Origin of the sequence: Vibrio ordalii ATCC 33509, assembly GCA_000257205.1 — a bacterium.
Taxonomy (GTDB): Bacteria; Pseudomonadota; Gammaproteobacteria; order Enterobacterales; family Vibrionaceae; genus Vibrio; species Vibrio ordalii.
On the sequence record AEZC01000189.1, the window covers coordinates 1 to 365 of the forward strand.

The 365-nt window shown below is 46.8% G+C and carries 1 protein-coding gene; it reads right to left on the reverse strand.

Features of this window, described 5'->3' with window-relative positions; translation table 11 throughout:
* On the reverse strand, positions 1–365 hold a 365-nt coding region (locus tag VOR_RS0112720; protein WP_010320077.1), incomplete at both ends, for an IS66 family transposase.

A 365-nucleotide genomic window follows, 5' to 3' on the forward strand; every position in this document is an offset into this window, starting at 1 on the left:
TTCGCTTCACATGCGACCAGCACAGCTGATGTTGTTCTGGTTTTAGCCAGTTATAGCTTGGGCACTGGTCAGTGACGACAAGACCACTATAATTCTTACCTAACATGGTCTTGGCAGAATGGGTTGAACGAGAGAACAAGATCTTTTCGTAGACAAGGTCTTCACTGGCGACCAACCAACACCAACGTAAGCTCTCTTCACCATTACGAGGGTGGGAAGTTTCATCTACATGAACTAGGGGTGCTGTTTGGATGCTATCTCGGATTGCATGATGTAAAGGAGTCAGCATTGAAGCCACTTTAGTCTGAGCTTCGCTGATGGCACCAACAGAGAACGTCGTACCCAGTTGTTCTTTTAGCAGAGAG